At 47.7% G+C, this 11937-nt stretch carries 14 protein-coding genes; 12 read left to right on the top strand and 2 right to left on the bottom strand.

The genetic code is table 11. The features are described 5' to 3' along the window. Window positions 1-17: 17 nt before the first annotated feature. Both CVV30_09570 and CVV30_09565 read left to right on the top strand, forming a co-directional pair. Window positions 18-326, top strand: a complete 309-nt coding sequence (locus CVV30_09570; protein ID PKL68176.1) for a 30S ribosomal protein S10 — start codon at window positions 18-20, stop codon at window positions 324-326. Window positions 327-335: 9 nt separating this feature from the next. Then, window positions 336-2000: a TIGR03663 family protein gene (locus CVV30_09565; protein ID PKL68175.1), complete on the top strand. Its 1665-nt coding sequence runs from the start codon at window positions 336-338 to the stop codon at window positions 1998-2000. A gap of 210 nt (window positions 2001-2210) precedes the next feature. Here CVV30_09565 and CVV30_09560 read toward each other — a convergent pair whose 3' ends face one another. Then, complete coding sequence (locus tag CVV30_09560) at window positions 2211-3287, bottom strand: hypothetical protein (GenBank protein ID PKL68174.1); 1077 nt, start codon at window positions 3285-3287, stop codon at window positions 2211-2213. A 38-nt stretch (window positions 3288-3325) separates the two neighbouring features. After that, a complete protein-coding gene (locus CVV30_09555) occupies window positions 3326-4504 on the bottom strand; it encodes a cell division protein (protein PKL68173.1) in 1179 nt (392 codons plus the stop codon). A 191-nt stretch (window positions 4505-4695) separates the two neighbouring features. Here CVV30_09555 and CVV30_09550 point away from each other — a divergent pair, with 191 nt between their 5' ends. The 10 genes from CVV30_09550 to CVV30_09505 all read left to right on the top strand — a co-directional run bounded on the left by CVV30_09550 (window position 4696) and on the right by CVV30_09505 (window position 11933). After that, window positions 4696-5934 carry an amine oxidase gene (locus CVV30_09550; GenBank protein ID PKL68172.1) on the top strand — a complete coding sequence of 413 codons (1239 nt, stop codon included), beginning with the start codon at window positions 4696-4698 and terminating at the stop codon, window positions 5932-5934. Continuing rightward, on the top strand, window positions 5921-6637 hold the full coding sequence (locus CVV30_09545; protein PKL68171.1) for a glycosyl transferase: 717 nt from the start codon (window positions 5921-5923) through the stop codon (window positions 6635-6637). The genes CVV30_09550 and CVV30_09545 overlap by 14 nt, the downstream gene beginning before the upstream one ends. Further along, the gene (locus tag CVV30_09540) at window positions 6621-7592 is read left to right on the top strand and encodes a lysylphosphatidylglycerol synthetase (protein ID PKL68170.1); all 972 of its coding nucleotides are present in this window, start codon (window positions 6621-6623) and stop codon (window positions 7590-7592) included. Before CVV30_09545 ends, CVV30_09540 begins: the two co-directional genes overlap by 17 nt. Next, window positions 7546-9594 (top strand): hypothetical protein, encoded by a 2049-nt coding sequence (locus tag CVV30_09535; GenBank protein PKL68169.1) that lies wholly within the window; start codon window positions 7546-7548, stop codon window positions 9592-9594. The genes CVV30_09540 and CVV30_09535 overlap by 47 nt, the downstream gene beginning before the upstream one ends. 168 nt (window positions 9595-9762) lie before the next feature. After that, window positions 9763-10131: a 50S ribosomal protein L7ae gene (gene rpl7ae / locus CVV30_09530; GenBank protein PKL68168.1), complete on the top strand. Its 369-nt coding sequence runs from the start codon at window positions 9763-9765 to the stop codon at window positions 10129-10131. 10 nt (window positions 10132-10141) lie between these two features. Further along, a complete protein-coding gene (locus tag CVV30_09525) occupies window positions 10142-10351 on the top strand; it encodes a 30S ribosomal protein S28e (protein ID PKL68167.1) in 210 nt (69 codons plus the stop codon). Window positions 10352-10354: 3 nt separating this feature from the next. Beyond that, a complete protein-coding gene (locus CVV30_09520) occupies window positions 10355-10546 on the top strand; it encodes a 50S ribosomal protein L24e (GenBank protein ID PKL68166.1) in 192 nt (63 codons plus the stop codon). A gap of 6 nt (window positions 10547-10552) precedes the next feature. Continuing rightward, the gene (locus CVV30_09515; protein ID PKL68165.1) at window positions 10553-11005 is read left to right on the top strand and encodes a nucleoside-diphosphate kinase; all 453 of its coding nucleotides are present in this window, start codon (window positions 10553-10555) and stop codon (window positions 11003-11005) included. Between the two features lie 71 nt (window positions 11006-11076). After that, entirely contained in the window at window positions 11077-11727 is a 651-nt protein-coding gene (locus CVV30_09510; protein PKL68164.1) for an antibiotic resistance protein MarC, read from the top strand. Window positions 11728-11729: 2 nt separating this feature from the next. Then, window positions 11730-11933 (top strand): hypothetical protein, encoded by a 204-nt coding sequence (locus CVV30_09505; GenBank protein PKL68163.1) that lies wholly within the window; start codon window positions 11730-11732, stop codon window positions 11931-11933. Window positions 11934-11937 lie beyond the last annotated feature (4 nt).

The raw sequence follows: 11937 nt of genomic DNA, 5'->3' as shown, positions 1-11937 counted from the left end.
TTTTTTGGAGACATACCATGCAGAAAGCCAGAATTCGCCTGACAGGTACAGACTTTAATAAAGTAGAGATGGTCTGTGACAAAATCCGTGAGATTGCAGAACGCACAGGAGTGAATCTGGCCGGTCCGATACCGCTCCCAACCAAACGGTTGGTTGTTCCAATCCGCAAGAGCCCTGATGGTGAAGGGACTGCCACATGGGACCGCTGGCAGATGCGTGTGCACAAACGCCTCATTGATATCGATGCAGATGAGCGTGCACTCCGCCAGCTCATGCGCATTCAGGTGCCAAAGGATATCGGCATTGAGATAGTTTTAGAGAGTTGAAGGTGCGGCGTGCAGCAAGCCGCATGCATATCAGAAAAAATTAAAAATTTTTTCACTTTTAACAGAATTTTTATTTTAATCCTTCTTATATCAATATTTGTTCGATTCTGGACCCTTGATCTCAAACTGCTCCACCACGATGAAGCAATTCATTCATGGTTCTCCTATGAATTGCTCACAAAAGGCACATGGATATACGATCCGAGTTACCATGGGCCATTTCTCTATTATGTCACTGCAGGCATGTTCTCTGCGTTTGGAGATTCCGATCTGGTAGCCCGGTTGCTTCCTGCACTCTTTGGCACCCTGTTAATCCCTCTGGCTTATTGCATTTATCGCATAGGCTATATCAATAAAAACCAGACCCTTATCGTTGCACTATTTATTGCAGTATCGCCGGATATGGTGTATTTCTCCCGCTTCCTGAGACACGACATATTCATGCTCTTTTTCACATTTCTTCTTCTGGTTGCCCTCCTGTATTATTTTGAACGAGGACAACTCCGATTTGCCATAATCGCAGCTGTAGCGATGGCAGGGGCACTGAGTTGCAAGGAAGAGATGCCGGTCATCCTCCTGATCTTTGCCTCGTTTTTCACCTTTGCCATCTGGCGAGGTAGCTTAACCTTACCTGCTACCTGGAAACGAGATCTTGTATTCGGATTACTCCTTGCAATAACAATAATGAGTCTGCTCTATACCGGATTTGGAAACCATCCTGAAACGCTGGTAGGACAGAACCCTCAGCTTTCAGTCCAGGGTGCTCATTTTGAGATGAATACCACCGGCTGGTACAAAGCCATAGACCATTGGACTGCCATGCACAACGAGCAGCGTCTTGGGGGTCCGTTTTATTTCTATATCCCCTTCTACCTCCTGTATGAACTGCCGATCTTTATCCTTGCCATCATAGGTACACTTCAGTTCATCCTAGCGGGAATTGATCTCTCTCAAGCATTCAGACGGTTGAAAAATATAATTTTGACACGCAGACTCACCCGGACAACAAGCGATCTTGCCGAAACAAGTCTGTATCAGCTGCAAAATCCCCGCCCGGGTTATTCCAAATCGGATGAGTTTTTCCGGTTCTGTATCTACTGGATGATCCTGACTATGGCATTCTATGCCTATGTAGGGGAGAAGGTCCCCTGGCTGGTCATCCCCCAGCTCCTCCCTATGTGTTTTGTCGCAGCGTATAAGCTGAACTGGCAGAAGATCGTATTTGCCCTGGTTGGCTGTATCTTCCTTGTTGTCATGACCTGGCACGTTGCATTCATTCCCGTAGATATCAATGAACCGATTGTCCAGGTTCAGAACTCTGAAGACATGCGTGAGGTGATGCAGCTTATCGATGCATCCGATAATGTAGTCATTGCATCGAAGGATTACTGGCCACTACCGTGGTATTATCGTGGCGATCGCTGGAACAAGGTAAAATTCTATGGCAACCGGTCTGATGAAAAGACCCTGACGGAAAAAAATCCCGGTGTAATTATTCTTCATGATAGCGAAAGTTATCCAGTTATTGATGGTTATGATAAAAAAACCTACAAACTGAGTTACTGGTTCTCATTCTACGACAATGATAAAAGATTTGCAGATTACTATCTTCACCGGGATGGCAAGATGGGGAGTATTAACTTAGATGTCTTTACCATCCAAAAACCAGCATAAATATCTTTTTTAAAAGAGATCCAACAGGGTCACTACTATTACCACAATGATAATAGAAATGACCATTTAAGGACAGTTCTCAAGGGGATGGCGTCTTCAACAGGATTATGAGATAGTTACACCAAAGCACCCGTTAAACAGGAAAAATCATAGGTAAAAAAAACCATACTTTAAAACATCTGATATTTAAAAAAAAATGCGTGAATGAAGTTATCCGAGTTCATCCCATCGGGAACGTTTCCGGTATATCACGATACCGACAGCAACCAGGATGACAACTACAACACCTAAAACAATAAAGATTCCACCAGGAATCTGAATCTGCGGCCAAATGAAACCACTTGACAATTGTTTTTGGCGTGCTATCGCATCGTTATACGATTCCGTTCCTTTCGCAAGGGCTTCCTGTGCTTTTGACCGCGCCTGTGTATACTCTCCACTGGCAATCTGATCATTTGCCGTTGATATGTAGCTAAGCGCTACTTCTCGTTTTGTGACAATTGTAGGGAGTTGCTGGTCATTTGCCGTGCTCTGGTTACCTTTGAACCATGCAATGACCGTATCAACATTGTTGATTGGGATCTGCGCTGCCGCAACTTCATTCTCAGCCCATGCTTTATCGAGAGCTTTTTCACCATCACTGATACTCGCCTGTGCGGCAGTCAGGTCCGCCAAAGCCTCTGCATACTGGTTTGTTGGGCGGGCACGTGCAGAGTCAATTTTCTGTTTTGCATCATTGTATTTTGCTTCAGCATCGGAGGTATCGATACCAAGAACTGCCTTCTCATCAATGTGAGTCCGGTAGGTCTGGAGTTCGGTATCACGTTCAGCAATTACCTTGGGCACTTCACCAGTATTGATAACTTTTCCGGTTCGTTCAACCTTGGTGCTGGTGATCGCAGCCCCATTCGAACCTATTTCCTGTATTCGGATAATTGTTTTATCTGTTGTTTCAGTTACCGTAGGTGCTTTGCCTTCGAGAGTTGCTCTCACAGCAACATCATCACCCGTTTTGTATGAAAGTTCAAAACCTGTAATAGTAAGCGTGCGTCCACCCAGTGCCGGACGAAGATTTTCAACACCGTTCACTAGGATAGTGTAGGTCCAAAGGGGACTATCAAGGTCTGTATAGAACTGAAGATCCCCCCCACTGGCAAATCCAGAAGTGTCTATTTTATACGATGCTGTAACCGGAGTGCCCGGAATCAATGAACCCGAAGGATCTATTGAAATCGAGGTTACAGAAAATGCAGATGCAGCCGAAATACAGCATAAGAGAATAACCATTAATAGAATCGATGCTTTAAAACCCTTCATTGTCAACCTCACTCGAATAGCGGATCAATACCTTCCTCAAACATATTCGATTTTTTCTCCTTTGACTTTATAACATCTTCTTTTGTTTCTTTTGCGATATCAAGAAGCTCTTTGATTCTCGGGGCATTACCAACGGTAGCCAGCATCACAACTACGGCAATATATTCACTGTTCACCGGGTAATCGCCGCCACGTACCTCAACACCCGCAATATTTTCCTCTACCCAGCTCTTTGCTTTCTCAATACCTTTTCTGTCCATCTCATTCGGAGGCCCGGCAATGAGAACCAGTGCACGTTCCGCGGTGGAGTAATCGCAGGGGAGAGTAAGTCTTCCCAGCATCGCACGACGCACGAGAGAGACAATCTTTGCAGACTTATCCTCTCCCATGAGGACTTCCTCGTTGGCCTCTTTCTTTGGACCGAACTTGTCTTTTAAACCCCCGAAGATCCCGCGTTTGTCTTTCGTGCTTTTACTCATAACTTCGCTGATCGCATAACCAACAGAGGTAATCCCACCGCCACGGAGGGTGTTGATGATCTCACTTGAGTCGACCACCATCTCACCAACACCGTATTTACTGACTTCTCCTGCCCGGAAGAGAACACTAAAACGGCGGACAACTTCATTATTCAAACGGTTGAACGCAGTTTTTACACTTTCCCCTTCATTTTTCCAGGCACTGTTATCAAAAATAAAGGTATTGTCGGCCTCGTTTACCAAGGTGGTCAGGCTTCTTGCCGCATTATAAGAATAGAGCCTGCCTTCTTCGGGTGCCGGAATAATCCCTAAAGCATACACAGGTTCACGATAGATGCGCTTGAGATGGCGGGCAAGGACCGGCGAACCACCAGAACCAGTGCCTCCTCCAAGGCCCGCAACAATGACAAATGCATCCACATCATGAGTGCCTCTCATATCAATCGCGCTGATGATACTGTCAATTTCATCGGCAGTGACACGGGCTCCGGTCACGTTGTCGGTGCCTACACCATGCCCTTTCACCATTGTCTGACCGATAAGAATCCGGTCCTTCATCTCGATATTTTTTAATCCCATCAGATCGGTTCGGGCAGTGTTGACGGCAATGCCTCTGAAACTGTTGGTACCGAGCTTCCTATCCTGCTCGATAAACATATCAACAATTTTACCGCCCGCCTGGCCGAATCCTATGAAAAATACACGCATCTGATGACACCATCCAATGGGCTAAGAGATAATTATTTTCTTTTAATTCTTTTAAGACCTTTTGCTCGTATGAACCTTTATTTCGGCAGTACAAAAACTTTGTTATAAATCTTCGAGGGTACAATAAAAAATCCTCATTTTTTGCGGAGGATTTTTCATTTCGCCCAGAAAAATACTATAGAATATTTATCATGAAGATCGGGATTATCGGGGGGGGATTGACCGGGCTTGTCGCAGCCCATGCTCTATCGAGAGAACATGAGGTTGAAGTTTTTGAAAAAATGCCCTTCCTTGGAGGGTGCCTTTCATCTTATTCCATCGACAATTACTGGATCGAGCGCTACTATCATCATTGTTTTTCCACGGATACGCATCTTTTTTCCCTTATTCGTGAACTGGGGTTGTCGGAAAAACTCGAATGGAAAACCGGGACAAGCGGCTATTACGCCAGTAAAAAAATTTATCCGCTAAATACACCTGTCGAGATCCTGCGTTATCCCGAACTCTCCATTACTGACAAAGCCCAACTTACGTACCTCACATTTACCGCAAAAAAAGCTGATCTCGCAGCATTGGATGCCATCCCGGCAGACCAGTATATCATCAAACATCTTGGAGCAAATGTCTACACATCGTTTTTCGAACCCCTCCTCAAGAGTAAATTCGGAGAACAAAGAGAGAAAGTATCTGCAGCATGGCTTTTGAGCCGGATCGCCATCCGCTCAAACCGGGGTGTATCCGGAGAAAATCTCGGCTACCTTAACGGCGGTTTTCATCATCTCATCGATGCCCTTGAGCAATCCATTGAAAGAAATGGTGGAAAAATCAGGAAACAACAACCAGTTTCATCGATTATCCACGAAAATGGATACTGGGCAATAAATGATAACCGGTACGATGCAGTTATCTCAACGATCCCACCGCAGGAGCTCATGAAAATGGGGGGGCCTGAAATGCAAACGGTTCCTTACCAGGGAGCCGCATGCATGACCCTTGCCATGGACCGGGAAGTGACCCATGGGATATACTGGCTGAACATGAAGGACGCTGCTCCCTACGGGGCTGTCGTTACCCATACTAACTTCATTTCAAGAGAGCGTTATGGCGAGCATATCGTATACCTTGCATCATATTTTTCCGGGACCGTCCCGACTCAGTTAGACCGCCGTATGCTCGATGACTTCTGCAACCGGTTCTCTGTTGCCCCGGCAGAGATCCACTGGCATAAAATGGCGATTGATCCCCTGGCAGGTCCAGTCTACACAACCGGCTACCGATCGCTTATCCCCGCCTATGAGCAAAAAGGGCTCTATATGGCGGGAATGTTTTCCCAGCCAAATTACCCGGAGCGGAGTATGGAAGGATCCATCCGGGCCGGACTGGATATTGCAGCGTGTATAAACAACCGGGGTGCCCATGACGGGTCCTGAAATTTCGGCAATCATCCCCGTATATAATGACCGGATATCCCTTGAGATTGCCCTCCCGCGATCGATTGAGATTCTCCAGACAATAACGAGCGAGTTTGAGATTATTGTTGCTGAAGACGGGAGTAATGACGGGAGTGCAGAATATGTCCAGACCTATGCAAAACGGGACGGGCGGGTACGACTTCTCCACAGTGACAGCCGTCTCGGGAGAGGAAAAGCACTTAACCGGGCGATCCGCGATGCAAAAGGGTCAATTGTCTGTTATTATGATGTTGATCTCGCTACCGATATGCGTCATCTTCCCGAGCTGATTGCAGCGATCCGCGAGGGGGCAATTATCTCAACAGGATCACGACTAATGCCCGCAAGTGATATTGTCCGGACTGGGGGCCGGGAGATTGCAAGCCGGACGTACAATTTCCTAGTAAGACTTTTTCTCGGCAGCAGGGTTTTTGATCACCAATGCGGGTTCAAGGGTTTTAAGAAAACGTACATCATTCCCCTCCTGCCAGCAATAAAAGCAAATCACTGGTTCTGGGATACCGAGCTCCTTGTCCGGGCGCAACGCAAGGGTTACCGGGTTGCTGAATTCCCGGTTCGCTGGCGTGCAGGCAAGGGGACAACAGTAAAAATCAAAGATGTCTTTGAGATGGGGTCATCAATCCTGGATCTCTGGTGGCAGATACATGTACAAAAAGATTAGTGCAATTCTTGTTCCTACGATTCTCGCCATCGGTATCATCGCATTTATGCTCTACCGCGTATGGGGAGACCTCATTGAAGCACTCCAGCATATGGTGCCTGAATACCTGGCAGCAGGAATTATTATCTGCCTTGCCGCATGGTGGTTGAGAGGCTGGCGGTACCATTCCATCCTTAAAAGTCTCAACTATTCGGTCAGCATAACGGTTGCAACCGCATGTATCTTTGTGAGCCAGACGGTCAACCTGATTGTTCCGGCACGGTTGGGCGATTTTGTTCGGGTGTTCATCCTGAAGCATGATTACAACACCACCTACTCAGAAGGTGTTTCATCCCTGGTCGTGGAACGGGTTTTTGATATCATTACAATCGCCCTTCTCGGTGCAGTTTCACTCCTGTTCGTAATCCATGTGCGTTCAGAATTTTATGTTATAATATTCGTCCCGATCATTGCTGGAATTCTTTTTTTTATCGTTTTGCTGTGCGTTGGGAAATGTTCCTCAGAAAACAAATATATCCAGATCATCCTTACCATGCTTCACGAAATCAAGCGGGCTTCCCTCACCCTGAAATCCATTGTGTTGCTGGGAAGTTCTTCGCTGGTTATCTGGATGCTCGATATCCTTGTCTGCTATGCTGTTGTTCTGATGTTTCAGCAGCAGATTCCCTTTGCAATTATTGTTCTTGCGATTGTGATTGGTAACCTCGTAAAAGCGGTTCCCATTACCCCGGGGGGAATTGGTACCTATGAACTTTCGCTTGCCATCACCTTCGGGCTGGCAGGGATTTCCCCGGCAGTTGCCACTCTTATTGCGGTGATCGACCATCTGATCAAAAATATTGTCACCTTTGCCGGGGGAGTTATCTCGATCTTTTTCTTCGGGGACTGGGTTATTCCCAGCATAAAAGATGCATGGAACTCAAAATTCGGTGGAGAGGATACTTCTGGCCGTTGAACAGCAGATCATTTCAGTCATCAGCTGGCTTTTTGCCCTCACGCTGATCCAGCTCTCCATTTACCCATCGCTGAAAAAGACATTCAATAGTTTTGCGTTTCCTGCCGCTTTCTCTGCGTCGCTTCTGATCTTCACGATTCTCTCATGGTATTGTGGCCTTTGTCATCTGCCGGTGCAACTTGCCCTGTTGCCATCTCTGATACTGTTCGTGTATCACATCTGGCACCGGCATTACACATTTGACGACCTGAAAAAAGAGTGGCACTGGGAGGCTCTGTTCCTCATCTGCTTTTTGCTGATGCTCGATGTGCGGTTTGTCAATCCCACCATCTCCTATGCGGAGAAGTTCATGGACCATGCATTTCTCGCATCCGTGATACGAACGCCCATCGTTCCCCCGCTTGACCCGTGGTTTGCAGGGGGGACCTTGAACGTCTACTATTATCTCGGGTACTGGATGTTCGGGTGCCTTGCAATTGTGAGCGGCGTTCCGTCAAACATTGCATTCAACCTCACGCTTCCCACGGTATTTGGCATTGCCGCAGTGAATGTTTACGCCATTGGAACGCTGGTACTCAAACGATTCCACTGGCTTCCGCTTCTGATTTTCTTCTTACCAAATCCTTCATTTGTTTACCAGTTCGTGCAGGGTAAAGCGATGAATACGGTGTTGTGGGACAGCACCCGTACCATAACCAATACCATCAACGAATACCCCCTCTTCTCGTTCATCTGGGGGGATGTCCATGCCCATGTTGTCTCTATCTTCAACCAGGTGTTCTTGCTCTTCCTGCTCCTGTATGCCTACCAGCGATGGGAGACGCTTGAAAAACGGGGAAAATGGATCCTGTGCATGCTTGCCGCACTCAGTCTTGGTTCCATGCCCCTGTTCAATACCTGGGATGTGCTGATCTATGCCCCGATCACCCTTGTCTTTGGTGCATTGATTCTCTGGCGATGCAGGAAAGACTGGTTTCCCAGCGTCTCCTGGGCATTACTTGTTATTGTTCCTCCCGCCGCCATCCTCTGCTACCTGCCCTTCTACCTGCAGTTACAGACGAGCACCGGTGGATTATCTATTGTGCAGATTCCTTCGAACCCGCTCGAATTTCTCCTCGTCAATGGCTGGTTTATTGCACTTTTTTATGTATTTTTAATCCGGGATATTGCCAGGCGCCCGTACCTGCTGCTGGTCGCATTACCCTTTATTATCCTGGGCTATACCGCAGCCGCGATTGCAGCGGTTCCGGCGATTTACTTTATCGCGCGACTGGCTGAAAAGAGAGAGACGGACAGCGCCGGGCTGCTCGCCATTCTCGGTCTCCTGATTTTGATCTTCTGTGAATTGTTCTATCTCAAGGATAACATGGGTGACACCTATTTCCGGATGAACACGATCTTTAAAGCGTATCTGCCCGCGTGGATCCTGCTTGGCATTGCAGCGTTTGCGATGGCGGGTAAATGGCTGGAAAAATGTGGGAAAATTCCTGTCCTTCCGGCCCGGCAATCAGCAGTTCTTGCCATAACCATGATTGGCATACTTTTTGTGGTGCCCTTTATGGTACCGTTTACGGTCAGTTATGGAACCCATACACTTGACGGACTGGCTTATATTGAAGACTCTCACCCGGGAGATGCTTCTGCGATCGCCTACCTCCGATCTCTTTCCGGCAACGAGACACTTGTTGAGGCAGAAGGAGGCGATTACGCATATTACTCCCGGGTTTCATCCTTCACGGGAATTCCCGGTATTATCGGCATGCCATTCCACGAATTTATGTGGCGCGGTGATGATACCGGGTGGTTCAGCACACGGAACAATGACGTAAAAGCCATCTATGAGCAGCCGGACAAGACTATTCCCTTAATGAAAAAATACCAGGCCACGCTTCTCTACGTGGGAGATGCAGAACGCGAACGCTACAAGGTAAATATCTCAACTGCCGGTCTTGAGTCAGTTTATTCAGCACGAGGGACTGATATTTACCGTCTCTCCGGATAAGCGTGGGCTATTTTTTGGGGATATAAAAAAACAGGTATACAAAAACCTGCAAATCCGTCAGGCACAAACCTTTATTTCAGTCCTAGTCGTAATAATATGGCTACATCATGGCATCATTGCTGACTGATGAGTAATGAAGGAGAACGCTACTCCTGAATGAGGTGAGTTATGTCAAAAGGTTACGTTAAAACACAAGCTCCAGAAGAGCTTCAGAACAAGGCTCTTGAAGCCCTTGAAGTTGCACGAGACACCGGTAAGATCAAGAAAGGCTCCAACGAAGCAACCAAGGCCATTGAGCGCGGTATCGCAGCTCTCGTTCTTATTGGTGCAGATGTCGAACCCGAAGAGATCGTCATGCACCTTGCACCCCTCTGCGAAGAGAAGAAGATCCCCTATATCTTCATCAACAAGCAGAACGATGTCGGCGCAGCAAGCGGTCTCGATGTCGGATCGGCAGCCGCAGCAATTGTCAAGCCCGGCAAGGCAAAAGAAACGATCGACGACCTTGCAAAGCAGCTGACCGCGCTGAAGGCGTGAGGATATCACTATGGCAGAAGATGCAACGCCAGCCGAAGTGATCGAGGTAGTTGGCTCAACCGGTATGCACGGTGAGGCAATGCAGGTCAAATGCCGTATCCTCGACGGCAACAACAAGGGCAGGATCATCACCCGCAATACGGTTGGTCCCATCCGCGAAGGAGATGTCATTATGCTCCTCGAAACCGAGCGCGAAGCAAAGAAAATGTCGAGGCGGTAAACCATGGTAGAACAACACGTCTGCACATTCTGCGGAGTTCAGCTTGAGCCCGGCACCGGCAAAATGTACGTCAAGAAAGACGGGTCAGTCATGTATTTCTGCAGCTCGAAATGCCAGAACAACCACAAACTCGGCAGGGTTCCCCGCCGTGTTGAGTGGACCGTTGCCGGCAAGAAAGCCTTAGGCAAGAAGTGAGCATCCATGGACCGCTCATTCGTCATGATCAAACCCGACGGGGTCCAGCGCGGCCTTGTCGGTGAGATTGTTTCCCGGCTCGAAGCAAAAGGACTGAAACTTGTTGCTGCCCGCTTTGAGGTTCTTCCTGAACCAAGAGTGACGGAGCAGTACAAGGAACACCTTGCAAAACCCTTCTTCCCGTCATTAAAGAAATATATCATGGGGGGACCCTGTTTCCTCATGGTCTGGGAAGGAAGGAATGTCGTAGCGATCGTCCGCAAGGTGATCGGTGCAACAAATCCACAGGAAGCCATGCCGGGAACAATCCGGGGCGATTTCGGGATCGATATCGGCCGGAATGTTATCCACGCATCGGATGCTCCTGAAAGTGCCGCAATAGAGATTGCGATCCACTTCAAACCAACAGAACTGTTCACGTATACACGGATTGACGAATCTGTGATATACGAATACTAATTTCTTTTTCTTTTCCAACGTTTATCCGATACCATAATCTCTATTACTCTTAAAAACCGCACTATTGCATAATGGCAGGAGATGTCCTCAGTTTTGCCCTGTTATCCATCTCATCTATCCTCATCATTGTAAACCCCCTTGGCGCAACCCTGATCTATGTTTCCCTCACTACAAACCTGGATCAGTCCGGGCGGGATGCCGTTGCCCGCGACGCATGCCGGATTGCATTCTTAATCCTGCTCATCGTCGCGCTTATCGGGACCTGGGTTCTTCAGCTCTTCGGCATAACCCTCGAGGCATTCCGGATTGCCGGCGGGATCCTGTTATTCGGGATAGGTATGGAAATGGTCTATGCAAAAACATCCCGGACCAAACTGACTGCAACAGAAAAATACGAGTCCCGGGATACCGAGGATATCGCCATTATGCCGCTTGCCATCCCCATGATTGCCGGCCCGGGTGCAATTACTACGACAATCGTGCTGATGAACGAAGCAACAACCATGACACCGATTGCTATCGGGATTGTGCTGGTCTCGATCGCAATCTCAATCGCCCTCACCTATTATATGATGCGAAATTCAGATTATATCCTTACGAGAATCGGGCAAAGGGAATACCGGGCCATCAACCGCTTAATGGGCATGCTGCTCATCGCCATTGCGGTACAGTTTGTCATCAATGGTATCCGGCTCGCATTTCCGCTGCTTTCAGGAGGATAAAAATGGAAGACTGGGATCTTACATCGATTGGTCTGGTGCTGATAGGGAGCAGTATAACTGCCGCAGGTACCATTATTGCTGCATTGCTTTTAGGAATCACCATTAATATTGCCCCGTTTCTTCTGATTACCACATCCTTGTTGATCGTTATCAGCGCAATCCTGATCATCTACGGGGAACAGAAGGCCAATGCCAGGAAGGGATGATCCT

Source organism: Methanomicrobiales archaeon HGW-Methanomicrobiales-1 (assembly GCA_002839675.1).
GTDB lineage: Archaea > Halobacteriota > Methanomicrobia > Methanomicrobiales > Methanospirillaceae > Methanoregula.
The sequence above is the reverse complement of the archived record's forward strand: the minus strand, read 5'-3'. Positions and strand labels throughout refer to the sequence as shown.

Excerpts from the sequence above, each read along its gene's own strand:
- CVV30_09570 (PKL68176.1), top strand. The coding sequence starts at position 18 with ATGCAGAAAGCCAGAATTCGCCTGACAGGTACAGACTTTAATAAAGTA.
- CVV30_09560 (PKL68174.1), bottom strand. The coding sequence starts at position 3,287 with ATGGTTATTCTCTTATGCTGTATTTCGGCTGCATCTGCATTTTCTGTA.
- CVV30_09555 (PKL68173.1), bottom strand. The coding sequence starts at position 4,504 with ATGCGTGTATTTTTCATAGGATTCGGCCAGGCGGGCGGTAAAATTGTT.
- CVV30_09550 (PKL68172.1), top strand. The coding sequence starts at position 4,696 with ATGAAGATCGGGATTATCGGGGGGGGATTGACCGGGCTTGTCGCAGCC.
- CVV30_09545 (PKL68171.1), top strand. The coding sequence starts at position 5,921 with ATGACGGGTCCTGAAATTTCGGCAATCATCCCCGTATATAATGACCGG.
- CVV30_09540 (PKL68170.1), top strand. The coding sequence starts at position 6,621 with ATGTACAAAAAGATTAGTGCAATTCTTGTTCCTACGATTCTCGCCATC.
- CVV30_09535 (PKL68169.1), top strand. The coding sequence starts at position 7,546 with ATGCATGGAACTCAAAATTCGGTGGAGAGGATACTTCTGGCCGTTGAA.
- rpl7ae (PKL68168.1), top strand. The coding sequence starts at position 9,763 with ATGTCAAAAGGTTACGTTAAAACACAAGCTCCAGAAGAGCTTCAGAAC.
- CVV30_09525 (PKL68167.1), top strand. The coding sequence starts at position 10,142 with ATGGCAGAAGATGCAACGCCAGCCGAAGTGATCGAGGTAGTTGGCTCA.
- CVV30_09520 (PKL68166.1), top strand. The coding sequence starts at position 10,355 with ATGGTAGAACAACACGTCTGCACATTCTGCGGAGTTCAGCTTGAGCCC.
- CVV30_09515 (PKL68165.1), top strand. The coding sequence starts at position 10,553 with ATGGACCGCTCATTCGTCATGATCAAACCCGACGGGGTCCAGCGCGGC.
- CVV30_09510 (PKL68164.1), top strand. The coding sequence starts at position 11,077 with ATGGCAGGAGATGTCCTCAGTTTTGCCCTGTTATCCATCTCATCTATC.
- CVV30_09505 (PKL68163.1), top strand. The coding sequence starts at position 11,730 with ATGGAAGACTGGGATCTTACATCGATTGGTCTGGTGCTGATAGGGAGC.